The sequence below is a fragment of the Porcipelethomonas sp. genome (genome assembly GCF_051893655.1).
Classification (GTDB): Bacteria; Bacillota; Clostridia; order Oscillospirales; family Ruminococcaceae; genus Porcipelethomonas.
Genome location: NZ_JBJFHN010000130.1, coordinates 57911 through 81671 on the forward strand (window position 1 = coordinate 57911; position 23761 = coordinate 81671).

General features: G+C 37.9%; 19 protein-coding genes. All 19 read left to right on the top strand.

Translation table 11 applies throughout. From position 1 onward, the window contains the following. The first annotated feature begins 19 nt into the window (after positions 1-19). Positions 20-604 carry a signal peptidase I gene (gene lepB / locus ACI4WO_RS08075; RefSeq protein ID WP_439807045.1) on the top strand — a complete coding sequence of 195 codons (585 nt, stop codon included), beginning with the start codon at positions 20-22 and terminating at the stop codon, positions 602-604. Positions 605-621: 17 nt separating this feature from the next. Further along, positions 622-5307 carry a SpaA isopeptide-forming pilin-related protein gene (locus ACI4WO_RS08080; protein WP_439807046.1) on the top strand — a complete coding sequence of 1562 codons (4686 nt, stop codon included), beginning with the start codon at positions 622-624 and terminating at the stop codon, positions 5305-5307. Positions 5308-5340: 33 nt separating this feature from the next. Next, positions 5341-6855 (top strand): SpaA isopeptide-forming pilin-related protein, encoded by a 1515-nt coding sequence (locus ACI4WO_RS08085; protein WP_439807047.1) that lies wholly within the window; start codon positions 5341-5343, stop codon positions 6853-6855. A gap of 83 nt (positions 6856-6938) precedes the next feature. Then, a complete protein-coding gene (locus tag ACI4WO_RS08090; protein WP_439807048.1) occupies positions 6939-7805 on the top strand; it encodes a class C sortase in 867 nt (288 codons plus the stop codon). After that, complete coding sequence (locus tag ACI4WO_RS08095; RefSeq protein ID WP_439807049.1) at positions 7786-8808, top strand: Cna B-type domain-containing protein; 1023 nt, start codon at positions 7786-7788, stop codon at positions 8806-8808. The genes ACI4WO_RS08090 and ACI4WO_RS08095 overlap by 20 nt, the downstream gene beginning before the upstream one ends. Next, positions 8798-9403 carry a sortase gene (locus ACI4WO_RS08100; protein ID WP_439807050.1) on the top strand — a complete coding sequence of 202 codons (606 nt, stop codon included), beginning with the start codon at positions 8798-8800 and terminating at the stop codon, positions 9401-9403. Before ACI4WO_RS08095 ends, ACI4WO_RS08100 begins: the two co-directional genes overlap by 11 nt. Positions 9404-9590: 187 nt before the next feature. After that, the gene (locus ACI4WO_RS08105; RefSeq protein WP_439807051.1) at positions 9591-11036 is read left to right on the top strand and encodes a leucine-rich repeat protein; all 1446 of its coding nucleotides are present in this window, start codon (positions 9591-9593) and stop codon (positions 11034-11036) included. 150 nt (positions 11037-11186) lie between these two features. Next, entirely contained in the window at positions 11187-11666 is a 480-nt protein-coding gene (ruvC, locus tag ACI4WO_RS08110; RefSeq protein ID WP_439807052.1) for a crossover junction endodeoxyribonuclease RuvC, read from the top strand. A gap of 26 nt (positions 11667-11692) precedes the next feature. Beyond that, positions 11693-12295 carry a Holliday junction branch migration protein RuvA gene (ruvA, locus tag ACI4WO_RS08115; protein WP_439807053.1) on the top strand — a complete coding sequence of 201 codons (603 nt, stop codon included), beginning with the start codon at positions 11693-11695 and terminating at the stop codon, positions 12293-12295. Positions 12296-12344: 49 nt separating this feature from the next. Continuing rightward, positions 12345-13391, top strand: a complete 1047-nt coding sequence (ruvB, locus tag ACI4WO_RS08120; protein WP_439807054.1) for a Holliday junction branch migration DNA helicase RuvB — start codon at positions 12345-12347, stop codon at positions 13389-13391. Positions 13392-13427: 36 nt separating this feature from the next. Then, complete coding sequence (glmM, locus tag ACI4WO_RS08125; protein WP_439807055.1) at positions 13428-14795, top strand: phosphoglucosamine mutase; 1368 nt, start codon at positions 13428-13430, stop codon at positions 14793-14795. Between the two features lie 20 nt (positions 14796-14815). Next, positions 14816-15682, top strand: coding sequence for a class I SAM-dependent methyltransferase (locus tag ACI4WO_RS08130; RefSeq protein WP_439807056.1), 867 nt, complete (start codon positions 14816-14818; stop codon positions 15680-15682). A 2-nt stretch (positions 15683-15684) separates the two neighbouring features. Then, the gene (locus tag ACI4WO_RS08135) at positions 15685-16518 is read left to right on the top strand and encodes an energy-coupling factor transporter ATPase (RefSeq protein WP_439807057.1); all 834 of its coding nucleotides are present in this window, start codon (positions 15685-15687) and stop codon (positions 16516-16518) included. A gap of 19 nt (positions 16519-16537) precedes the next feature. Next, a complete protein-coding gene (locus ACI4WO_RS08140; RefSeq protein WP_439807058.1) occupies positions 16538-17401 on the top strand; it encodes an energy-coupling factor transporter ATPase in 864 nt (287 codons plus the stop codon). Then, positions 17401-18204: an energy-coupling factor transporter transmembrane component T family protein gene (locus tag ACI4WO_RS08145; RefSeq protein ID WP_439807059.1), complete on the top strand. Its 804-nt coding sequence runs from the start codon at positions 17401-17403 to the stop codon at positions 18202-18204. The genes ACI4WO_RS08140 and ACI4WO_RS08145 overlap by 1 nt, the downstream gene beginning before the upstream one ends. Positions 18205-18219: 15 nt before the next feature. Then, the gene (locus ACI4WO_RS08150) at positions 18220-20910 is read left to right on the top strand and encodes a YfhO family protein (protein WP_439807060.1); all 2691 of its coding nucleotides are present in this window, start codon (positions 18220-18222) and stop codon (positions 20908-20910) included. After that, on the top strand, positions 20903-21637 hold the full coding sequence (gene truA / locus ACI4WO_RS08155; protein WP_439807061.1) for a tRNA pseudouridine(38-40) synthase TruA: 735 nt from the start codon (positions 20903-20905) through the stop codon (positions 21635-21637). The genes ACI4WO_RS08150 and truA overlap by 8 nt, the downstream gene beginning before the upstream one ends. A gap of 24 nt (positions 21638-21661) precedes the next feature. Next, positions 21662-22831: a DUF5711 family protein gene (locus tag ACI4WO_RS08160; RefSeq protein WP_439807062.1), complete on the top strand. Its 1170-nt coding sequence runs from the start codon at positions 21662-21664 to the stop codon at positions 22829-22831. Positions 22832-22860: 29 nt separating this feature from the next. Then, the gene (locus ACI4WO_RS08165; RefSeq protein ID WP_439807063.1) at positions 22861-23742 is read left to right on the top strand and encodes a CvpA family protein; all 882 of its coding nucleotides are present in this window, start codon (positions 22861-22863) and stop codon (positions 23740-23742) included. Positions 23743-23761 lie beyond the last annotated feature (19 nt).

Here is a 23761-nt window from a genome sequence, read left to right on the forward strand (position 1 = left end):
TAGAAGTGAGGCACTTGAAATGTCAGATAAACTTAATGATAGTACCCCTTCTGCAAGCCAGATTCAGGCGGAACTGAAAAGAATCCGTCATAAAAGGGAATACGGAAGAATGCTCAGAGGAACTGTTTTTACTCTCGTAGCTGTGGCAGCAGCAGCAGTTCTTATTTCAACCCTTTTTCTTCCGGTTCTGAGAGTTACAGGATCAAGCATGGAAACTACATTATACGGAAGCGATCTTGTACTTTGCAGAAAGGGAAGCAGTTTTGAAACCGGCGATATTGTGGCTTTCTATTTTAATAATAAAATACTTCTTAAACGTGTTATAGGAACATCGGGAGATGTAATTGATATTTCCGATGACGGAACGGTGAGTGTAAACGGAAAGGAAATAGACGAACCGTATTTAACTGACAAGGCACTGGGTGAATGTGATATAGAATTGCCTTATCAGGTACCTGAAAACAGAATATTTGTAATGGGCGATCATCGTTCCACTTCTATTGACAGCCGATCATCTGTTGTAGGATGTATAGCAGATGAGTATATTGTGGGAAAAGTAATTTTCCGTGTATGGCCATTTGAAAGGTTTGGCGTGATAAAATAAGAAAGGGGGAATGAGGTATGCAAAACATCAATAATATAGTACAGAATTTTTTACATAAGCATAAGAATGATCAGCGTTATTTATTTGTATTGATTCTCCTTTCTGTAATGGTTATTGCAATTGTTTGTTCCAGTCTTATTACTCCTGCGGTCAGTATGACAGGGGAACTTGTCTGTCAGAAGGAACAGCATACTCATAGTGAAGATTGTTATGCCGAAACTCTTATTTGCACTGAAGACACGGAAGGTCACCAGCATAGTGAAGACTGTTATACTACAGAAACAAAGCTTGTCTGCGGTCTGGAAGAAGATGAAAATCATACTCATTCAGACGAATGCTATACTACTGAAACAGTTCTGAATTGCGATATACCGGAAAAAGAACCTCATACGCATACGGCCGAATGTTATGAAAGAGAACTTATATGCGGCAAGGAAGAACATACGCATACCGATGAATGCTATAAATCCCCTCCAGCGGAAACTGAAAGTACAAAAGAAGCAGAAGAAGAAACTCAGACAGATGAAAATCCGGAAGAAACAGAAAAAAATGAACCGGAAGTAATTATAATTGATCCTATTGACGCAGAACGTGACACGCTTTTAAATTCAGTTAAAGTCAAAACTTTTAAATCAAGGAATACTTATTCAGTTAACGGTAATGTTACAGTCATAGATGAAATCAGCGTGGATTTCGGCAACTTTATAAAAAGTGTTACACATAAAGAGGTCGCCGGAGCTTCAAGTCAGACAAATGTTAAAACTGTAAAATTTACTATTAACTATAATCTGCCGGAAAATACTCTTATGAACAACAGTACTAACAGACAGATTCACTGTCTGCTTCCTGACAATGTTGTTATTACTGAAGAAAAATCCGGTATCGTAAGAAAAGAAGGTCAGGAAATCGGTACATACAAAATTACTGACGACGGATATATTATTATCGATTTTGACCAGAACTTTGTTAAAGACGGAAGTGCATCAATTTCCGGTGACATCTCATTTAATGCAGATGTTTACAAGACAGATGAGAACAGTAACTATGAAACAGTTACTATCGGAAGAGTTTCTGATAATATTCCGTTTCTTCAGGAAACTGCTCCATCAAATGATTTGTCAGTAAACAAGTTATACAATGGATATGACAGAAGTACAAAAAAGGTCTCTTATACAGTTGAAATAAAAAGCTATAATGGCAGCGGTGATGGAAATATCACTGTTACAGACAGTTTTCCTTCATACATTAACAGAAGCCTTATTCATCTTGACTGGAATGATGGTGATACAGCTGTTTTCACAAAAACAGCTTCTGATGGAAGTACTTCTGAAGTAAGCGGAACTGTCAGCGTCGCAGATGACGGAACAGTTACTATAACAGGTCTTCCGGCACTGGGAACAAATGAATCCTATTCGATTGATTACACCGCCAGTCTGACTCCGGGTACTCAGGATACACTTATCAAAGCTGATAACAGTATTTCTGTATCAAACGGAACACTGACTGATGAAAAAACCTGCTATGCCGAAGCAGCAGTAAACTGCGGTATTACTAAAGAAGGCAAGTATAATGACAGGTCTGATATGGTTGAATGGACAATTAGTGTTACCAATCCTTTCGGGGATGCTCTTGACGGATATTCCATATCAGATGATATGCTGGGAATTACGGTAAATGGTCTGAAAATCAAAGACTCAAACGGCAATATTATCGAAACACTGGATGACTCTAATAACTGGTCGGGTACAACCGGAAGTCTTGATAAAAGTACTAATACTTTTTCATTCAGTGCTTCATCAAACGGAGCTAAATATACTTTGGTTTATGAAACAAAGCTGCCGGATCGAAGCGCTATTGCTGATAATACTGTAAGCAATAAGGCTGTTCTGAAAAACGGAGACACAGAAATAAATGCTCCTCAGGCAAATGCAAGTATATGGGCAGATCGCCAGTATGTTAACAAAAGTTGCCGATCTTCTTCATACGATGCATCGGGGAATGTTATAATTGACTGGCTTGCAAAGCTTGAATTTCAGACCGGTGACTTTAATGGTCAGACTTATAATGATACAATGACTGCTGACAGCAATTATCATTACATGACATCTCAGCAGAAGGATGCTTTAAATCTCGTTGGCTACAAATCTGATTACTCTATGGTAAATCTTGAGAAGGACACCGATTATACAATTAAATGGTATGATGTAAATGGCAATGAGATTGCAAATGATACAGATGACATTTATTCATTTGAAATAGTATTTGCGGATACTGATAAAATCAGCGAGCTTTGTGATATCTATATTTATTACTCGGCTATGGGCATCACAGAAAACATGACCGAGGGCAGTGAAAGACTATTTTCAAATAAGGCTGAATTTGCAGGTATTGAATCAACTGCTCAGTACAGGGAATATAAAAAAGAACCATTCAGCAAATTTGATTGCAGTATATCAAATCAGATTTCAAGCAGTAATGAAACATATCACAATACAAATGACCTTGAAAAAGATGAAAATGGTAATATAATTCTGAAATGGTATATTGATGTAAATGAAAGCCATTATTTCCTTGCAGATACTGATGCTGTTATGACTGACATTCTTCCAGCCGGTACAGTTTTAAATGAAAGATCTGTCCGGTACGGAGACTGGAGTACAGGAAATTATAGTCTTGTTGAAAACAGTACAATGACTTATACAATTTCTGAAAATGAAAACGGTCAGCAGATTGTTGAATTTACTGTTCCGGGTTCACTGCATAACGGAAACAAATTCAGAATTGATTATTCAGTTACTGTTTCAGAAGAATATATGAAGCAGAATAAAGATGCAAGAGGACGCACTTCATTTAAGAATACTATTACTGACGGAATTTATACTTCAGAACAAACACAGGTTTTAGAGCGTTCTTTGATTACAAAGACAGGTTCTGATCCAAGTGACAGCTATGACGGATATATCAACTATTCAATTGATGTTAATCCTAAGGCGGAACTTCTTTCAAATAATGGTAAAATTACTGTAAGCGATAAGATTAATTATCAGTATAATGCTTTTGTTCCTACATTAGTAGAAGTAAAAATATACAGTGTGGAAACTGACAGCAATGGTATTGAACAGCTCACAGAGCTTGATCCGTCAAAATATAATTTAAGCTATGCAAATGATGGTATTGATGCAACATTCAAAGTTGAACTTCCGGATAAAACTCATCTGAAAATTCATTACAGATATCATTGTGTTTACAAAAATCCTGAATGGTTTGAACCTAATGACAACGGTGTTGACATTTACAATTCAGCTGTTCTGGAATTTGACAGCAGCAGCCAGAATGCTTCATATACTGACAGATATTATCTGAACAATGAAAGTGCAGCACATGCTATTGCAGATGACTATCTGAAAATTGAAAAGGTTGATGCAGACAACTATGGTGTAAAGCTTTCAGGTGCTGAATTTTCACTTTACAAGTGGGACGGCACTCAATGGCTGGTAATGACAAATATAACAAGTGCTGATGACGGAAGCAAGATTCCGGAATGGAGTGCTGAAACCACAGGTGGTTCAGAAGGGGAACAGACTGCAGCTTATAATATTTCTACAGGAAGTGACGGAAAGGCAATGCTTCCGGAAGTTGAAGACGGGGTACTTTATAAAATAGTTGAGGCTAATGCTCCGACCGATTATATCAAATCAATAATTCCTCATTATTTTGCAGAAAACAGCTGCCCGACTTCTTTGCCGTCAGATGTTAAAACTGCAGATGTGAAAGTTCTCTTAAAAGGTGGAATTATTACAATCACAAATGAAAAGATGCAGAAAACAGAAATAGAAGTTCAGAAATTCTGGCACGATCCTCCGGGATTTTCCGGTATTCATGATCCTGTTGAGGTTGAGCTGTTTCAGTCTAAAAAAGATCCGTCTGGTAAGATTGATGGTCCGGAAATTATATTTAATTTTCATGATAATCAAGATAATCATATTACCAGATCATTCACAGTTCAACGTGGTGCAGATTTAGTAATTGATATTCGAACATTTATGTCATGGTATAAATCCTATCCAACAATTTATCTTACTAAAAATGGAACGACTGAAGAAGTTAATATTTTCAACAATAATGTGGATGGATTCTCATGGAATGCAAATGCAAATTGGTCATGGTTTACGGAGCGTCCTGATGGATGGCAATATATTGAAGAAGATTATTCAACATATATTTTAGGGTTCAGTAATGTAACAACTGATATGATATGGGATATAACCTTCGATTATGCACGTGAAATATCTGATTATGCTGTATTTATCGGAAATGAGGAAATGGGTGTTCCTATAACCGGTATCCCGGATGATGCTGTTTCAGTTGGCACTGCATTATTAACAAACGATAACAGCTGGTCATATAAGTGGGATAATATTCCTGCAACTGATGAATTCGGATATAATTACTATTATTATGTCAGAGAGAATACAACAGTTACAAGCTATACCCCAAGCTATGATAATAACGGAGCAAACAATGGCATCATTTATATTACAAACAGAGGCGAAGGATATACAAATGAAATGCCTGAAACAGGAGGAACCGGAAATAAACATATTATAATTATCGGTGTAATATTAATTTCAGGTTCATCTGCATTTTACCTCCTCAGTAAGCGGCGCAGAAGACGTAAGGAACGTTTTAAATCACGCTGTTAAAATAAAATTTTTAAATGGAAAGGAAATGATTTTATGAAAAAAACCAGACGCTTTTTAAGTATTATGCTTATTGCAGTTATGACATTTTGCTTAAGTGCATTTTCCGCTTCTGCCGATGATTTTACTATTACTGTTACAAATGAAAATACGGCAGTGTCAATTGATGGTATAGAGTACAAAGCATATAAAGTGTTCAATGTTACTTTTGACCTTAGTGCTGATGCGTACACTTATAGTACTGATAATACCTGTCTTAGCACAAATTATGGTTCATACAATATCAATAATATTAGTGAATCCAATGCACAGGAATTCGGTAATTATGTGTACACAACATTTATAAAGGATCAGACAGTTGCAGATACAGTAAATCAGGGCAGTGCAACAGCTTCCGGACAGTCTGCTGTTATTACAGTTCCGTCTGCGGGATACTATGTAGTTTTCGGTACTGCTAAGAATTTAAGCGGCAATGCCGGAGATGATGTTGTTACATCACTTGTAATGCTTGATACAGCTTCTCCAGATGCAAACGTTAAAACTAAGCTTGATGCACCGTCACTTACTAAAAAGATTCAGCATAATGATGATGATTCATGGGGTGTTGTAGGCGATAACCAGATTGGTGATGTTGTTAATTTCCGCCTCGAATCAAAGGTTCCGGACCTTAATGGTTACAGTGACTATACTTATGTTATCCATGATACTATGACCAGCGGTCTTGGATTCAATCAGGGTTCAGTATCTGTAAAGGTTAATGACACTGATGTACTTGCTTCATCATATTATACAGTTAATGCTGTGGCAGGAGGACAGGCACTTACTGTTGATTTTGACATCAATAAGGCTGTTACAGATGGTGTGATCGCAAAGAATGATGTTCTTTATACATATTATTCTGCAACACTTAATACCAGTGCCTTAGTATCTGGCGGTGCAGTTGACACAACAAATCACAATGACAATACAGCTTATCTTGAATATTCCAATAATCCTTATGATACATCATCAAATGGAAGAACACCTGATTCAAAAGTTTATGACTGGACTTATCAGTTTACAATCAATAAGGTTGATAAAAATGGAAATCCATTAAAGGGTGCAGGCTTCACAGTTAAGGATAATGACACAGTTATAAAATTTACTAAAAAAGACGGAACAAATTATGTCGTTGACCCGAACGGAAGTGTAACAGAAATAGTAACTGATGCAACCGGTTCATTTACAATTCTTGGTCTGGACGATAATACAAAGTATACACTGGAAGAAACAACTGTTCCAAGCGGATACAGCAAATGTGAAGATGTTGATGTGACATTTGCTTCAACTTATAATACAGACGGCAATGAACTTTCAACTCTTACAGCTACTGTAAATAATGCCAAGGAGCATTCGGGTCTTACTGCTAAAATCGAAAACCTTTCAGGCTCAAAGCTTGTAGGTACTGGCGGTATAGGTACGACAGTTTTCTATGTAGTCGGTGGAGTTATAATGGTCGGTGCAGCTGTTATCCTTATTACCAGAAAACGTATGAAGAACAAGGGAATGTAATTTTATTTGTAAGTTAAAAAATCAGTCCATAAATATCGTTTGTCCGCAGAGACTTCTCTGCGGACAGCGTTAGGGAGCGTCTCATGAAAGCTAAGAGAAAAAATTCTATATCTACAATAATTTTAATACTGTTTTTTTTCGTGGGACTCTCCGTAATGCTGTATCCTTCAGTAAGCGACTACTGGAATTCAAGAGCCCAGAACCATGCGATTGAAAATTATGATCAGATTTTGAATAACATGGAAGGCGCTGATTACCGCAGAATGCTGACAGCTTCCAAAAACTATAATAAAAAGCTGAAAGCTCTGCCATCTCCGCTTGAAAACTATGATGAAATAGAGGGCTATGAGAATACACTGGATGTAACAGGCACAGGTATTATGGGATATATAACAATACCCAAAATAAATGTTGAGCTTCCTATATATCATGGAACGAGTGATGAAGTACTTAACGTGGCTGTGGGGCATATTCAGGGGTCAACTCTTCCTATAGGAGGATCAGGTACTCACTGTGTTATATCTGCCCACAGAGGACTCCCGTCGGCAAAGCTTTTCAGTGACCTTGATCAGCTGGATATAGGAGATACTTTTACTATTACCGTTCTTGATGAAGTTTTAACATATTCTGTGGATAAAATATCTGTTGTAAAACCTGATGAAACTGATAATCTTAAAATTTCTGACGGAAGGGATTATGTGACTCTTGTTACATGTACGCCATACGGCGTTAATACGCACCGCCTGCTTGTAAGAGGCACAAGAATTGAAACAGCATCACAAGCTTCAGTCAGAGTATCGGCTGATGCAGTTCAGGTTGAACCGATTCTGGTGGCTCCAGCTATTGCGGCACCGTTTCTTTTAATATTATTTGTAATTTTAATGGCAGGCGGATTCCGGAAAAAAAGAAACCCAAAGGATGGTGACAGCTTTGAAAAAGAAGATTTCTAAGTATTTAATTATTTGTCTGACCTTGATTATTTTCAGCTGTTTTCCGGTTTCGGCTGAGGGTGATAAAGCAGATACACTTACAATAACGTGTCAGAAGGAAGACGTAGTATTAAGTGATATGACATGGAGTATTTACAGAGTGGCGGATATTTCATCCGGAAAAAAATATACTTTTACTGAAACCTTCAGTAAATATCCGGTGTCTATTAATAACCTGTCCACATCTCAGCTTCAGGCAGCAGCAGTAACTCTTGAAACATATGTACAGGCAGATAAAATAACACCCCTAAAAACTGGTAAGACAAACGAGGATGGAAAAATTGTGTTCAGCGGACTTGATTTCGGACTTTATCTTATTACCGGCGAATCAGTGGTAGTGGATGATATGTATTACATGCCGTCTCCGTCTCTGGTTGAACTTTCTGATGATGACAGTACCGGAATTGACTGGAGATATGATGTTAATACTGTTCCCAAACTTAAGGTTATGCCGGCATCAATGAGAATTTACAATTTTGACTGTACTGTAAAAAAAATCTGGACTAATGATGATGTGAACAGCCGTCCGGAATCTGTTAAAGCTGTACTGCTTAAAAATGGTGTGGAATATGACAGTGCAGTATTAAATGAAAGCAATAATTGGGAGAATGTCTGGGAGAATCTTTCGTCTGAATATAAATGGTCAGTTGTTGAAGAAAATGTACCGGCAAATTATAATGTAACATATACAGAAAATGAAATTATGGTAAATAACAATATAGACAGTGATAAGGAATTTGTGATTAATAATACTTATGCTCCTGTTCCTGTTCCTGTTCCTGTTTCTGTTTCTGCTGCACTTACTGAGCCGGTTTCTGTAACATCAGCTGAAACAAATACTCAAAAGCTTCCGCAAACAGGACAATTATGGTGGCCTGTTCCGGTAATGTCAGCAGCGGGACTTATCATGCTTTCTGCCGGATGGAAAATAAATTCTGACAAGAGGCATAAAAATGAAAAGTAAAATCGGAGTAATATTTATTATAACTGGGGCAGTGCTTATTGCATCGGCATTGTCCCTTGTTTTCTATAACATACATACTGACAAAAGTGCTGAGGATTATTCTTTAAAAATTCTTGAAGAGCTTGAACACCAGATTCCTGAACTTGAAAATCCTTTTGATGAAATAAATTCAGTTGACAATCAGCTTGTTCCTGATAAAGATATGAAGCTTCTGACAGCGGACGGACATAATTATATAGGGATTTTACATATACCGTCTCTGGATATCAAGCTTCCGGTAATGAATAAATGGGATTATGATAATCTGAAACTTGCACCATGCAGGTACAGCGGAAATATTAATGAAAATTCGATGATAATTGCCGGACACAATTATTCCAGTCATTTTGGAAAACTCAAACAGCTTAAGGAAAATGATGATATATACTTTATAGATGCAAACGGAAACGTTTATGCATATAAGGTATCTGAAATTGAAATTCTTAGCGGAAATGATACTGGTAAAATGAATTCTGGTGACTGGTCTCTGACGCTTTTTACATGTACATTAAGCGGAACAGAGCGTGTAACTGTTAGATGTGACCTGTCAAAATAAAATATTTATTGATATGCTTATTATTCATCTTCTCTTTTATACAAAAAAATTATCCGAATGTAAATTTATTTTTATATTTGTCAAAAAAATACACTATAATGAAAGCGATTTTGTGATTTATGTCATTGACAGTTCAGAAAATATATGGTAAAATTCCAATATAGTGATTGAAAGGATGGTAATTTGCATGAAAATTACAAAGAAGATTTTAGGTATTGCTATGTCTGCACTTTGCTCTGTAAGTGTGATTGCAGGCGGCAGTTCATTCTCTGTTGCTGAAGCAGTAAAATACAGCAGTGAATATACTGATGGCAATTTGAAGTATGTTAAAGTCGATTTTGATGAAGATGGTACTTATGATTATGTTCAGATAACAGGATGTGTTGACGGGGCTGAAACTGTAAATATTCCGCCGACTGAAGAAAGCCTGCCTGTAAAGGATATTGCTGCTTTTGCATTTGGAGGTGCTGACAGTTTATATGATATAACTGTAAGCTCAAGCAATAGTTATTTCAGTGCTGACGGAGGCGTTTTATTCAATAAGGATAAGACAACAATTTATTGTTACCCAATGGGTAAAAAGGGTACTTCCTACAGCATTCCAAGCGGTGTAGCAACTGTTGGAATAGGAACTTTTTATAACTGTGCAAATCTTACAGAAATTAAAATACCAAACAGCGTAACAGCTATAGATGGATATGCATTTTATAATTGTGCAGGTCTTACAAGTATATCATTAGGTAATGTTCAGAGCGTCGGAAACAACGCATTTTCTGGCACAGGAATTATGAATAATCAGATTATAAATAAGACCGGTCCATTATATTATGCAGATACATGGGTAATTGCATGTGACTCTGATATCACATCCGTTATGGATGAATCTACTCCTATTAAGGCTGGTACAAAAGGAATTGCAGATTATGCATTTTATGACAGCAATAAGCTTGCAAAGGTAGTTATACCAGAAAGCGTGCTTTATATTGGCGCAAGTTCATTTGCAAACTGCAGTGAGCTGTCAAGCTTGTCAATTCCAAGCAAGGTTACAAGTATAGGAAACAATGCTTTTGAATCTTGTGTACAGCTGACAGAATTAATTATACCAGACAGCGTAAAGACAATTGGAATTGGTGCTTTTAATAAATGCTCAAAGCTTACAACTATTCAGCTTCCGGCTAATATTAAAACTATTGAAAATAGCGTGTTTAAGAATTGTACAAGTCTGGTAAGCGTTGACATTCCAAGCAGTGTCACAAGTATCGGGGCAGAAGCATTCTATGGCTGTTTAGGATTAACGAATATAACTATCAAAAATGCAAAGTGTGAAATTTATGATCATCCAAATACTATAAGTGATACTGCAACTATTTATGGTTACGCAGGTTCTACTGCAGAAACTTATGCTACAAATTTCAAGAGAACTTTTTCTGAACTGGCTGGTCAGAGCGGTCTTCGCGGTGACGCTAATGAAGACGGAGTTGTCAATGTAAGAGATGCAGCGTTTATTGCAAGAAAGCTTGCAGAACAAAAGATAAGTGAACTTCCTGATTTTGCTGACTATAACAATGATGGAACAGTAAATGTTCGTGACGCAGCAGCAATTGCAAGAGATCTTGCAAATGGAGTATTATAAGTTTGATAAAATAACAGATATTTTCCCGGAGGTTTTGCCTCCGGGTTTTTTGTTTTATCAAAAATTCTTTAAAATGTGATTTATCTATTGAAAGTAGGTTATATTTTGTGCTATAATAAAATATAAATATGTTTTTGAGGAAGTGTTTTTTTGCGGATACTTGGCATTGATCCCGGATATGCTATTGTGGGTTTTGGTGTTACTGATTATTCCGGAATGAATTTTGCACCTGTTGAATACGGAGCGATACTTACCGAGGCTCATACAGATTTTTCTGAACGCCTTAAATGCATTGCTGATGATATGGACTTTATTTTTGAAAAATTTGAACCGGACTGTATGTCAATAGAAAAATTGTTTTTTACTAATAATCAGAAAACCGCTATTGATGTGGCTCAGGCAAGAGGGGTAATAGTACTGTCAGCCGTAAGGCACAGTGTTCCGGTATTTGAATATACTCCGCTACAGGTAAAACAGGCAGTTGTAGGCTATGGAAAGGCTGAAAAAAAACAGGTTATGGATATGACAAGACGTATTTTAAAATTGGAGCAGATACCAAAGCCGGATGATGCTGCTGATGCTCTGGCACTTGCCATATGTCATGGGCACTGCTGCAAAGGCATAAGATAATATTGAAAATGAGTAAGGTGAAATAAATGATTTACAGTGTCAGAGGAAAACTTATACATAAAGAACCGTTTCTTGCTGTGGTAGAATGTGCCGGAGTGGGATATGCATGTCGTACAACATGCGTTACATCGTCGCAGTTGGGAGAAATCGGAACAGAAGCAAGCCTTTATACTTATTTATATGTAAGAGAAGATAATGTAGAGCTTTTCGGTTTTTATTCAATTCAGGAACTGAACTGCTTTAAAATGCTCATATCCGTTTCCGGAGTAGGTCCCAAGGCGGCACTTTCCATTCTTTCGGATGTTGATCCTCAGAGATTTGCCCTTACTGTTGCTTCCGGGGACAGCAAGGTATTTACCAAAACAAAAGGGGTAGGTCCAAAGCTTGCCCAGAGAATAGTACTGGAGCTTAAAGATAAGATAGCCAAAGAAAATATTTCGGCTGCAGATATCAAAGCCTCCGGAAATGTTTTTGTGCCTTCAGGAGACAACTGTTCTGAAGCAGTTTCAGCTCTTATGGTTTTAGGATTTTCTCAGGAAGAAGTAGCTTCTGCGGTTTCTAAAATAGATCCTTCTCTGGAAGCCGGGGAAATTGTAAAGCAGGCATTGAAAATCATTGGCAGAAAATAATAATATTCCTGTGTGAACAGGTTTTATAACATGGAAAGGTGAAAACAAATTGATAGAAACAGGAGATATGGAATTTGAAAGCAGAGCTGTTGCCCCTGAATATACAGAAGCGGACGCCGAAACGGAATTTTCCCTCCGCCCTAAAACCCTTTCAGAATATATAGGACAGGATAAAGTAAAAGAAAATCTTGCTGTATATATTGAAGCGGCAAAGCGCAGGGGAGATCCTCTGGATCACGTTCTGCTTTATGGTCCGCCGGGACTGGGAAAAACTACTCTTGCAGGAATTATTGCTCATGAAATGGGGGCAAATTTAAGAATAACCACAGGTCCGGCTATAGAAAAACCGGGGGATCTGGCAGCACTTCTTACAAATCTTTCAGCAAATGACGTTTTGTTCATTGATGAGATTCACAGGCTTTCCCGTGCTATTGAAGAGATATTGTATCCGGCACTGGAGGATAATGCACTGGATATTGTAATAGGCAAAGGACCGTCTGCACGCTCAATTCGTGTTGATCTTGAGAAATTTACTCTTGTGGGAGCTACGACACGTGCGGGACAGCTTACATCTCCGCTGCGTGACCGTTTCGGCATAACTCAGCGACTGGAACTTTATACCAACGAACAGCTAAGCGATATTATAAGACGAAGCAGCAGTATTCTCGGAATATCCTGTACAGTTGACGGTGCACTTGAAATAGCAAAGCGCTCACGAGGAACGCCGAGAATTGCAAACAGGCTTTTAAAAAGAGTAAGAGACTTTGCCGAAGTTATGGGAGATGGTGAAATCACGGCGGATATTGCCCTGATTGCTTTAAACAGACTGGAAATTGATTCACTGGGACTGGACAGTCTTGACAAGCGAATGCTTACAATGCTTATTAAAGGCTATAACGGCGGTCCGGCAGGACTTGAAACGCTGGCATCTGCGATAGGTGAAGAGGCGGTAACACTTGAGGATGTGTGCGAACCATTTTTAATGCAGCTGGGATTTCTTGCAAGAACTCCGAGAGGCAGAGTTGCAACAAAACTTGCTTATGAACACCTGGGCTTTATAAAAGAAGATGAGGATGAAGCTCAGCTGAGACTATAAATTTATAATTTTATTTAAGACAGGAGATATTGGCAAATGGGAAGATTATTTGGAACAGACGGTGCAAGAGGGGTAGCGATTACTGAACTTACATGCGAAACAGCAATGCAGATAGGAAAAGCAGCAGCTATCGTACTGACGAAGAAAACCAAGCATAAGCCTACAATTTTTATAGGAAAGGATACAAGAATTTCATCTGATATTCTGGAATCTGCTTTGGTTGCCGGAATATGTTCAGTGGGTGCAAACGCTGAATTACTGGGAGTAGTCCCTACTCCGGCAGTGGCAGCACTGGTGGAACAGAAAAAAGCAGATGCCGGAGTTATGATTTCAGCAAGTCATAACAGCTTTGAATTTAACGGAATAAAGCTGTTTTCTTCTACGGGACATAAGCTTTCTGATGAAATGGAAGAAGAAATTGAAGAGCTTATTTTAGACAGACCACAGGACATGAAGCTGGTGTCCGGAGGTGAAGTTGGAAGAATCATACACTACCGTGACGCACAGACAGATTATATCCGTTACATTATGAAATGTATAAAGGGAAATCTGACAGGATTAAGAATTGCAATTGACTGTGCCAACGGAAGTGCATCAGCTACGGCTAAAAGACTTTTTGAAGGTCTGGGAGCTGATGTTTATGTAATAAATTCATCGCCGGATGGTGTAAATATTAACGATAATTGCGGTTCAACGCATATCGGAAACCTTATGCAGTTTGTTGTTGATAAAAAATGTCATGCTGGTCTTGCATTTGACGGAGACGCTGACAGATGTCTGGCAGTTGATGAAAACGGTCAGCTGATTGACGGCGACAAGCTTATTGCAATTTGTGCTAAAGCATATAAGGAACAGGGAAGACTTAAAAAGAATACTGCGGTAGTTACAGTTATGAGCAATCTGGGATTTTCGTATTTTGCAAGAGATAACGGTATAAAAATGCAGACAACAAAGGTCGGAGACAGATATGTGCTGGAAAAAATGATTGAGGGAGGATATAATTTAGGCGGTGAACAAAGCGGTCATATTATTTTCCTTGATGAAGCAAATACCGGAGACGGTCAGCTGTCGGGAGCGAAGGTCCTTGAAATACTTGCTGAGTCCGGAAAGAAAATGTCAGAGCTGGCATCTGTTATGGAGCATTTCCCTCAGGTTATGATAAATGTAAAAATCAGTCCCCGTGACAGAGAAGTCTGGAAAAATGACAGCCAGATTACTGACCTGATAGAACACTATGAAAATGAACTGGGCGACAGTGGAAGAATTTTAGTAAGGGAAAGCGGTACAGAACCGCTTATAAGAGTAATGCTTGAAGGAAAAGACTTCAAACAGATAAACGAATATGCTATTGCCATTTCGGATAAAATAAGGGAACGTGCAGGTAATAGCATCAGGACAAAATAAAAGTAAAGGATTTAAGGACTATGCGTATCGCACAGAACTGGAAAGAATATAAAATCATAGATACCACATCACAGGAAAAACTGGAAGACTGGAATGGTCACATTCTTATTCGTCCGGATCCGCAGATAATATGGAAAACTCCTAAAAAATCTCCGTTGTGGGATAAGGCACTGGGACATTATCACCGTTCTTCCAGCGGAGGCGGAAGCTGGAGCTTTTCAAAAAAGCCTCCGGAATCATGGAAAATCTCTTACAGGGAATTGAAATTTCTTATAAAGCCTACAGGCTTTAAGCATACCGGACTTTTTCCTGAACAGGCGGTAAACTGGGATTTTATGTCCGAAAAGATAAAAAATGCCGGACGGGAAATAAATGTACTGAATCTGTTTGCCTATACAGGCGGTGCAACACTCGCCTGTGCGGCGGCAGGAGCTAAAGTCTGTCATGTAGATGCGTCAAAGGGTATGGTAAGCTGGGCAAGAGAAAATGCACAGCTTTCAGGTCTTGCCGAAAAGCCAGTCAGGTGGATCGTTGACGACTGTGAGAAGTTTATCGCAAGAGAAATCAGAAGAGAAAGAAAATATGACGCCGTTATTATGGACCCTCCCAGCTATGGTCGGGGTCCCGGCGGAGAAGTCTGGAAGCTTGAGGACTGCGTTTTTGACCTTGTTAAGCTCTGTACAGGGGTTTTAAGCGATGATCCGCTTTTCTTCCTGATAAACAGCTATACAACCGGACTTTCTCCTTCTGTAATGGGTTATATTCTGGGGGAAACTATATGTCCGCAATACGGCGGAAATGTTTCCTTTGATGAAATAGGACTTCCGGTTGAAAAAAGCGGATTGTGTCTGCCCTGCGGTTCAACGGCTATATGGCAAAAGGAGTAATAATGGAATATATTGCTAAGGCATCAGATTTAAGCTTTCGTTATGAGGATGACGGGGAATATGTACTTAAAAAAATAAATCTGGCTTTCAGGCAGGGGGAAATGACTGCAGTTCTGGGGCATAACGGCTGCGGCAAATCTACATTTGCAAAGCACCTGAATGCTATACTTCTTCCATGCGGCGGTACTGTTTATGTAGATGGAATCGATACAAAGGATGAAGAAAAAATTTATGATATACGTCAGCGTGTGGGAATGGTGTTTCAGAATCCGGATAATCAGATAGTTGCAACCATTGTTGAAGAAGATGTTGCTTTTGCCCTTGAAAATCTGGGGATTGAACCGTTGGAAATACGAAGAAGGGTGGACTATGCATTAAAAGCCGTGGGAATGTATGAATACAGAATGCATGCACCTCATCAGCTTTCCGGAGGTCAGAAACAGAGGGTCGCTATTGCTGGTATTATTGCCATGCGCCCGAAATGTATCGTTCTTGATGAGCCTACTGCAATGCTTGATCCAAGCGGCAGAAAAGAGGTTATGAAAACTGTAAAACAGCTGAACAAGGAATTTGGCATAACAATAATTTTAATTACTCATTATATGGAAGAGGCGGCAATGTGCGAAAGGATAATTGTTATGGATAAGGGAGAGGTTTTAATGGATGACATTCCGGAAGAGGTCTTTTCCAAAGTTGAGGAACTGAAATCAGTAGGACTTGACGTTCCGCAGGCAACAGAGCTGATATATGAGCTGAATAAGTATGGACTTGACCTTGACTCTCATATAATTAATGAAGAGGAATGTGCAGAAGCTTTGATAAAATTGCTTTCATAATTCATAAAGGAGCGTTAAATTGGCAGTATTAAAAACAGAAGGACTGACTTATGTTTACAGTCAGGGAACCCCTTTTGAAAAAAAAGCGGTAGATAACATAAATCTTGAAATTGATAAGGGAGAGCTTGTGGGGGTTATCGGTCATACAGGTTCCGGAAAATCAACGCTTATTCAGCATTTTAATGGTCTTTTAAAACCAACATCCGGAAAAATTTATCTGGATGGTCAGGATATCTGGGCTGATAAAAGTAAAATACGCCAGGTCAGGTTCAAAGTGGGACTGGTTTTTCAGTATCCGGAATATCAGATATTTGAAGATACTGTTTATAAGGATATTGCTTTTGGTCCAAAAAATATGGGATTGAGTGAACATGAAATTGACGGTCGTGTCCGCAGAACAGCAGAGGCAGTCGGAATTTCAGCAGATATTCTTGACAAATCTCCTTTTGAGCTTTCAGGCGGTCAGAAGCGCAGAGTTGCAATTGCCGGAGTTATGGCAATGGAGCCGGAGGTCCTGATACTGGACGAGCCTACCGCAGGTCTTGACCCTAAGGGACGGGATCTGATTCTGGAACAGATAAAAAATTATCACAAAACAACTGGCTGTACTGTTTTGCTGGTTTCTCACAGTATGGAGGACGTGGCACGGTATGCTTCCAAAATACTGGTAATGAATGATTCAAAGGTTTTCTGTTATGATGAAACTGCTGAGGTTTTCAGACGTTCTGAGGAAATTTCTCAGATAGGTCTTTCAGTTCCTCAGATTACCCGTGTTTTCAGTATAATGAAAAAACATGGAATTGAATTTGATGATGAAGTTTATACTGTAAAATACGCCAGAGAGCTTATATTGGAAGAACTCAGGAAAAGGGGGAAAATCTGATGATAAAGGATATAACTTTAGGACAGTATTTCCCCGGGAACAGTGTTGTTCACAGAATGGACCCCAGATATAAAATAATTATTTCCGGACTTTTTATAGTAATGCTTTTTATAGGGGACAGTGCTGTTTGTCTGGAAGTCGGGGCAGTTTTTACAGCTATGGCATTGATTCTGTCACAGATTCCTGTGAAAATGATATTAAGAAGCTTAAAACCCATAATACCGATTATTTTGTTTACTTCTTTTTTTAATCTGTTTCTGATTACCGGAGGTATTCCGCTGTTTGAATGGAAATTTATTAAAATTACTGATACTGCCGTTCACACAACGGTGTTTATGATTGTAAGAGTTATACTTCTTATTTCCGGAACGTCTTTACTTACCTATACAACATCTCCGATTGCTCTTACAGACGCCATAGAAAGACTTTTGGGACCGCTGAAAAAAATCAGGGTTCCTGTTCATGATCTTGCAATGATGATGACAATAGCATTAAGATTTATTCCGACACTTATAGAAGAAACAGACAAAATTATTTCTGCTCAGAAAGCAAGGGGAGTTGATTTTGAAGGCGGCAAGCTCATGGATAAAGTTAAATCGGTTATTCCGATTATAATTCCTCTTTTTGTGTCCGCTGTAAGAAGAGCCGGAGAGCTTGCAACGGCAATGGAATGCAGGTGCTATCAGGGCGACAGGGGAAGGACTAAAATGTGTCAGTTAAAAAGCAGTGCTGCGGATTATATTGCTCTTATTATTACTATGATGTTTCTGGCAGCAGTTATATTTATAAATATTGTAAATTAAGAAAGGACAATGACAATGGGAAATAAAAAAAAGCATGTTAATAAAAAGTCTGTTCCGGCAGACTTTAAGAAAAAGCGAAGCTTTGCAGATATTCTTATGTATAATAAATATCATGAAACAAGAATTTATCTTATACTTTCATTTTTAATTCCTTTCATTATTATATGGATAATGTTTGCACAGTTTAAGGTGCATCCATTCGGAGATCAGCAGATTCTGGTAACGGACTTGTGGCATCAGTATTTTCCGTTCTTTCAGGAAGAGCATGAAAAGCTTCAGAATCTGTCATCACTGCTTTATTCCTGGAATACCGGACTGGGTACAAACTTTTTGTCCGTTATGTCCTATTATGCCGCCAGTCCGTTAAATATTCTGGCAGTATTTTTCCCTCTTGAATATTCAAGAGATGTAATGACGCTGTTTCTTACCATAAAAATCGGATGTGCCGGATTGTTTTTTGCAATATTTCTAAAGACAATATTTAAAAGAAACGATATTTCAATTACTGCCTTCTCAGTTTGCTATGCACTATGCAGCTATATTATGGGATATTACTGGAATCTTATATGGATTGATACTGTTGCATTGCTTCCGCTGGTTGTAATGGGAACGATTCTTCTGGTAAAGGAAGGAAAATATAAGGTTTATGTTATTTCACTTACATTGTCACTGGTTGCAAATTTTTACATAGGATTGTTTACATGCATTTTTACAGTTATGGTATTTGCAGCAGCTGCAATTATAAACTGGAGAGGAATTAAGGGTACGCTTATTCGTCTGGGGCAGATGATAGGAGTAACAGCTATAGGCATAGGAATGGGGGCATTCATGCTTCTTCCGGCGTATATGGCACTTCAGCTTACAAACAGTGTTGATAATCAGTTCCCGACTGTAATTGAGTTTTATGAATCATGGCTTAAAATGATTTCCAATGTAATTGGTTTTCATGAACCAACTGCTAAAGAGGGACTTCCTAATTTCTACTGCGGAATGTTCGGTGTAATACTGATCGGAGTATTTTTAAGGAACAATAAAATCAAGATAAGAGAAAAAATAATAACAGTTTTATATATAGCATTTATTATTGTAAGCTGTAATATGAATGTGCTTAATTATATGTGGCATGGTTTTCATTTTACAAATATGCTGCCTTACAGATTCTCATTCCTGCTTTCCTTTATTCTGGTTGCAGCAGGATACAGAGCCTTTACTGTAATGAGAGACGATATTAAAATGTTCGATGTTATTGCTCTTTCCGCAATGACTGTTATAATTGCTCTTGTGTCTTTCAGAGATCAGTCAGAAAGTGCTGTTATTGCAAGTATTGTAGTATGCTTGATTTATGTTGCAATAATGTTTGTATATGAAAGAAAACTTATTAATAAAAATATGCTGAATTATCTGGTATTCGGCGTGTGTGTGATTGAAATGGGGGTCAATGCATATAAGGGAGTGGAAACCGTATCAGTAACAGGATACAGCATATATCCTAAAAATTATGATTCAGTTGAAGCTATGATTGATGCAGCAGAAGAAGATGATAAGGATGGATTTTACAGACTGGAGCTTACATCAAATTATTCTATAAACGATCCGGCACTTTATGGTTACAGAGGCGTTTCTCAGTTTTCATCTACTGCGAATGTAAGCGTTACAAGATTTCTTGAAAGTTTAGGAATTCAGGCTTCAGCTGCCGGAAACAGATATTATTATACACAGTCTACGCCGATAAACAATATGTTCTTAAATATTGAATATCTTATTTCTCATGACGGATTTTCCGGAGATGAAACATATCTTGACAGAATTGATGATGACGGATCTGTTGTGCTTTATAAAAATAATGCATATCTGCCTATAGCCTTTACAGCTGAGTCTTCAATAATGGATTATCAGGGAGAATCCAAAATAGCTTTTGAAAATCAGAATGAACTTTTCAGACTTGCAACTGGTCTTGAGGAGGATGTATTTACTCCTATAGACGTTAAGGACGTAGGACATAAAGGACTGAATGTCATAAAGACTTCTAACGGACAGTACAGTTATCAGTATAGTCAGCCGGATGACGGAAGCAGTGACTGTTATCTTAAATATAACTTCACAGTTGAACATGACGGACCTGTGTATGCATCGTTCTTTTTTGATAATGCAACAGGTTATACTGTCAAAAACGGTGATTCAGTCGTTCATAATTACGGACAGTACAAATATAAAAATACTTTTGCTGCCGGTAACTTTAAGGCAGGAGATGTTATTTCATTTTATGCAAATATCGAAAAGGATAAAAGCGGTACAGGTTCTATATATGTTTACCAGGCAGATGAGGAACTGTTACGTCAGGGAGTTGAAAAGCTTTCTGCCGGAGGTATTGACGTGACAAGCTATGATGATACCAGAATTGAAGGCAGCTTTACAGCTGAAAATGACGGAGTTTTGTATACTTCAATTCCTTATGACGGCGGATGGAAGGTATATATTGACGGCAAGGAAACAGAGGTTACCGGACTTAAAGATGCTATGGTGTGTATTCCAGTTACTGCTGGTACTCATGATATAAAACTTAAATATTGTCCTCCGGGCTTTGCCGCCGGAACTGTGATTTCCATAAGCTCTGTCGCAGTGTTTGCTGCATTATGGGTCATTCAGAAAAAATATATGAAAAAGAAAAAGACTTTATCAGACGGGGCGGAAGAAAATAATGCGTAATTTAAAGGTTATGATGGCTTACAGGGGTACAAATTATCATGGCTTTCAGCGTCAGGATAATGCCCTGACTGTTCAGGAGGTAGTTGAAGAGAAGGTTTCTTCAGTACTTAATGAAAAGGTTGTTATAAACGGATGTTCCCGGACAGATACCGGAGTTCATGCAAATAATTACTGCTTTTCGCTGCTGACTGAAAGCAATATTCTGCCGGTTAATTTTGTCAGGGGAGTAAATGGCAGACTCCCCGACGATATTTCAATTTTGTCCTGTGAGGAAGCTGAACCTGACTTTCATGCAAGATTTTCATGCAAGGCGAAGGAATATATTTATAAAATTCATAACAGTGAAAGCAAAAATCCATTTGAAACAGATCTTTCTTATCATTACAGACGGCCGCTGGACGCTGATATTATAAGGAAAGCGGCGGCAAAATTTGTCGGTACTCATGATTTCAAAGCTTTCAGTTCAGACTCAGGGGAAAAAAACAGCACAGTAAGAACAATTTACTATTTTAATGTAGAAATTAATGGGGATTCAGTGAAAATGCTTGTAAAAGGCGATGGATTTTTGTATAATATGATTAGAATAATGGTGGGTACAATACTTGCAGTAAATGAAAAGAGAATACAGCTTGATGAGATTGACAGTATTTTTGAATCAAAAGACAGACAAAGAGCCGGAAGAACTGCTCAGCCTCACGGGCTTTATCTGAACCGTATTTTTTACTGACGGTAACCTAAGGGGACAGGAACAATGGAAAAAAATATTAAAGACGTTGACATAGTTCTTCTCAGGCGCAGACGCAAAAGAAGAAGACAGATGGTTAAATTTATAGCATTTTTAATGCTTGCGGGAATTATTCTGGGTTTGTATGTAAAGAGAGATTTATGGTTTCCGAAGCTTGAGGGAATCGGAAATAAATTCCACAGTGTTAAGTCCGGAGAGCTTTCAAGCGGAAATTTTCCTTTGAGCATTTCCGGCGGAATTGATTATCAGGTTGGAAATTTAAATGGATATCTGGCTATTTTAAGTGATGCTTATTTTTATATTTATTCCGAGGATGGAGAACTTTATGAGGAGCGTCAGCATGCTTATGCAAACGCCATGCTTGAAACAGCCGGAAAAAAGGCTTTGATTTATGAATCAGGCGGAAACAGATTCAGGATTGACAACAAGCGAAAAAACCTTTATACTAAAAAGATGGAGCAGAATATAATTTTCGCACGAATAAGCGAAAACGGAAATGTCGCTGTTGTAACAAGTTCTGACAGTTATATCTGTACGCTTACAGTTTTTGATGAATCCGGAGAGGAGATATACAGCAGAAACTGTGTTGAACGAGTTGTGGATCTCACATTTAACAGTGACGGAACAGGATGTATTCTTGCTACTATTGACGCTGTAAACGGTTCCTTAACTTCTAAGATAATCTCTGTTTCATTTAATTCCAAAAAGGATAACTGGACTTCAGATGCTCTGGATTCCATGTGTCTTAAGGCGTATTATGACGGAAGCGGAATACTGGTGCTTGGGGATACAAAATGTGCATATTATGATAACAAGGGTAAGCTGATTACTTCTTATGAATATCCGAGTAATATTGTAGACTGGGATTATCATAATGGTAAAATTGCAATGCTTTTTGAAAATGAGGTCAAGCGTCAGAGCTACCTTACAACTATGGACAGTGAAAAAAAGCAGCCTAATGAAACTGAATTTTTTAACAGCGGAGCAAAATGTGTAAGATTTGATGAAGATCAGATACTTGTTCTTGACAAGGAGGGAATCAATAAATATAATTTCAGCGGTGAAGGAGAAAAGAATATAAGCTCTGAAGGCTCTTATGATAGGTTTATAATAATTGATGATTATATTTTCCTTATGGGATATGACAGAATTGACAGAACGGACAGAATTGGTTAAACGGGTAAAAGGAACGGAGTGTAAAACAAATGGGAGCAGAATTCTGGTGGATATATGACATAATTTCGGTTGTGGTCATTATATTTTTTGTTGCTAACTGCGCCAGAAAGGGTTTTTCAAAGATTATAATTGTGGTTATCGGCTGTGTACTTTCAATTGCGGCAGCCTGGATCATAAGTTCAAAAACAACGGATTTTATCTATGATAAGTTCGTAAAAAAAGACAGTATTGAAATTGTTGAGAAAACGCTGGATGGTTATAATCCGTCTGATGTTATAAGGGATGTAATTGAAAGTCAGGATTTTGCAGGAAATATAAGCAGTGAAAAAATTGAAGCTATTTTACATACTGATAATATTCTTGATACACTTTATGATTACGCAAACAGTCAGGCAGGAAATGTTGTTGGAACATCTGATGATTTTGATGAGCAAATAATAAATGGATTTACAGAAAATTTTGCGGAAACTGTAGGAATAAATCTTCCGCCTTATGTTGTAAATGAAATAACAACAGCTATAACCGGAAATGAGGAACTGTTTAATTCAACAGTTCGTATGATTGCTGATAATCCGGATGATCTTCCGGAATTTATTGAAGAAAACTATATACGTCAGCCGGCAAAAAGAATTATAAAGGCAGCAGTATTTCTTATAGTTTATTTTATTCTTACAATTATAATAAGAATTGTGATTAACAGAACCTTTGAATTCGGACTGCTCAACGGTTATGACCGTCTTGACAGATTTATGGGAGGAATTCTGGGATTTGTTGAGGCAATAGCTGCGGTGATTATTATAGCTGTGGCAGTAAAAGTTATGATAAATATTTCTGAAAGTGAAAATTCGCTGATAAGCGTTAAAGCAATAGAACAGACGAAAATTTTCAGACATTTTTATAATTTCATATAATGATATACGGGAAGTAAAA

What these genes read in the sequence shown, in the direction of transcription:
- lepB (WP_439807045.1), top strand. Translation starts at nt 20, where the DNA reads ATGTCAGATAAACTTAATGATAGTACCCCTTCTGCAAGCCAGATTCAG.
- ACI4WO_RS08080 (WP_439807046.1), top strand. Translation starts at nt 622, where the DNA reads ATGCAAAACATCAATAATATAGTACAGAATTTTTTACATAAGCATAAG.
- ACI4WO_RS08085 (WP_439807047.1), top strand. Translation starts at nt 5,341, where the DNA reads ATGAAAAAAACCAGACGCTTTTTAAGTATTATGCTTATTGCAGTTATG.
- ACI4WO_RS08090 (WP_439807048.1), top strand. Translation starts at nt 6,939, where the DNA reads ATGAAAGCTAAGAGAAAAAATTCTATATCTACAATAATTTTAATACTG.
- ACI4WO_RS08100 (WP_439807050.1), top strand. Translation starts at nt 8,798, where the DNA reads ATGAAAAGTAAAATCGGAGTAATATTTATTATAACTGGGGCAGTGCTT.
- ACI4WO_RS08105 (WP_439807051.1), top strand. Translation starts at nt 9,591, where the DNA reads ATGAAAATTACAAAGAAGATTTTAGGTATTGCTATGTCTGCACTTTGC.
- ruvA (WP_439807053.1), top strand. Translation starts at nt 11,693, where the DNA reads ATGATTTACAGTGTCAGAGGAAAACTTATACATAAAGAACCGTTTCTT.
- glmM (WP_439807055.1), top strand. Translation starts at nt 13,428, where the DNA reads ATGGGAAGATTATTTGGAACAGACGGTGCAAGAGGGGTAGCGATTACT.
- ACI4WO_RS08130 (WP_439807056.1), top strand. Translation starts at nt 14,816, where the DNA reads ATGCGTATCGCACAGAACTGGAAAGAATATAAAATCATAGATACCACA.
- ACI4WO_RS08135 (WP_439807057.1), top strand. Translation starts at nt 15,685, where the DNA reads ATGGAATATATTGCTAAGGCATCAGATTTAAGCTTTCGTTATGAGGAT.
- ACI4WO_RS08145 (WP_439807059.1), top strand. Translation starts at nt 17,401, where the DNA reads ATGATAAAGGATATAACTTTAGGACAGTATTTCCCCGGGAACAGTGTT.
- ACI4WO_RS08150 (WP_439807060.1), top strand. Translation starts at nt 18,220, where the DNA reads ATGGGAAATAAAAAAAAGCATGTTAATAAAAAGTCTGTTCCGGCAGAC.
- truA (WP_439807061.1), top strand. Translation starts at nt 20,903, where the DNA reads ATGCGTAATTTAAAGGTTATGATGGCTTACAGGGGTACAAATTATCAT.
- ACI4WO_RS08160 (WP_439807062.1), top strand. Translation starts at nt 21,662, where the DNA reads ATGGAAAAAAATATTAAAGACGTTGACATAGTTCTTCTCAGGCGCAGA.
- ACI4WO_RS08165 (WP_439807063.1), top strand. Translation starts at nt 22,861, where the DNA reads ATGGGAGCAGAATTCTGGTGGATATATGACATAATTTCGGTTGTGGTC.